The organism is Streptosporangium sp. NPDC049644, from assembly GCF_040675205.1.
In the GTDB taxonomy this organism is placed as follows: domain Bacteria; phylum Actinomycetota; class Actinomycetes; order Streptosporangiales; family Streptosporangiaceae; genus Streptosporangium; species Streptosporangium fukuiense.
Window position 1 is genome coordinate 1 of the sequence record NZ_JBFAOJ010000260.1, and the last position, 1,597, is coordinate 1,597.

Annotated in this window: 1 protein-coding gene; it reads left to right on the top strand. The window is 72.9% G+C overall.

Features of this window, described 5'->3' with window-relative positions; all coding sequences use genetic code 11:
* A partial coding sequence (locus AB0J58_RS44965) for a zinc-binding dehydrogenase (protein ID WP_364227971.1) occupies positions 1-1,597 on the top strand: 1,597 nt, incomplete at both ends.

Sequence of the window (1,597 nt, forward strand, 5' to 3'; positions counted from 1 at the left end):
TGCACGCGGTGACCTTCGCCGGGCTGGACGACGCCGGGGGCGGCCGGTTGCCGTTCTCCTGGGGTGAGGTGTGCCTGCACGCGGGCGGTGCGTCGGTACTGCGCGTCCGCCTGGTCCGAACCGCCGCGGACTCGGTCACGCTGTCGGCGGTGGACGCCGCGGGAGATCCGGTGCTGTCGGCGGGTTCGCTGGTGCTGCGCCCGTTCTCGCCGGACCAACTCGCCATCGCGGGTGGCCGGACGGCGGAGCAGGACGGGCTGTTCCGGCTGGAGTGGACCACGCTCTCCGACGTTCCCGTGACCGATCCGGTGCCGGTGGCGGTGCTCGGCCTCACCGAGGCAGACGCGCTGGGCCTTGCCGGGACGTGGGAGTCGGCGGAGATTCATCAAGATCTGCCGGCGTTGGCCGAGGCGGGGCCGCTCCCCGGTGTGGTGCTGGCCGGGGTCACGACCGAGCCGGGCGCGGACGCGGCGGCCTGTGCGCATGAAGTGACCGCTTCGGTGCTGAACCTGTTGCAGGAGTGGCTGGCCGACGAGCGGTTCGAGGCGTCGCGGCTGGTGTTCGTGACGCGGGGTGCGGTGGCCGCGGAAGACGGGGAGCAGGTCGGCGACCTGGCGGCTGCGGCCGTATGGGGTCTGGTCCGGTCGGCGCAGTCGGAGAACCCCGGCCGCTTCGCCCTGGTGGACGTGGATGAGCATGAGTCCTCCCTGCCGGCACTACCCGCGGTGCTGGCCGTGCTCGCGGCCTCGGGTGAGCCGCAGGCGGCGGTGCGGCGCGGGGAGGTGCGGGTGCCGCGGCTGGCGTCGCTGGCCTCGGGGCCGGGACTGCTGCCGCCGTCCGGGCCGTGGCGGCTGGGCAGCCGGGCCAAGGGCAGCCTGGACGCGCTGGAACTGCTGCCATTCCCGCAGGCGGCCGAGCCGCTGGAGGCCGGCCAGGTGCGGTTGGCGGTGCGTGCGGCGGGGATCAACTTCCGTGACCTGCTGGACGGGCTGAACGCGCTGGGCTGGTTCCAGGACAAGGTCGGCCTGATGGGCGGCGAGGCCGCCGGCGTGGTGCTGGAGGTCGGTCCCGAGGTGGACGGGCTGCGCCCCGGCGATCGCGTGGTGGGCCTGGTCGAGGGCGGCTTCGGCCCGATGGTCGTCACCGGCGCCGGTGGACTGACCAAGATCCCCGACGACTGCTCCTTCGAGCAGGCGGCGACGATCCCGGTGTCGTTCCTGACCACCTACTACGGACTGATGGACCTGGCCGACCTGCGGGAGGGCGAGTCGCTGCTGGTGCACGCGGGCACCGGCGGGACCGGCATGGCGGCCATCCAGCTCGCTCAGCGGCTCGGGGTCGAGGTGTTCGCGACGGCGAGCCCGGCCAAGTGGGATGTGCTGCGTTCGATGGGCATCCCGGATGACCACATCGCCTCCTCGCGGGATCTGGAGTTCGAGGAGCGTTTCCGGGCGGTGTGCGGGGAGCGCGGGATCGATGTGGTGCTGAACTCGCTGACGGGTGAGTTCATCGACGCCTCGGCGCGCCTGCTGCGGCCGGGTGGCCGGTTCATCGAGATGGGCAAGCTCGACATCCGTGACCAGGACCGGTTCCCCGG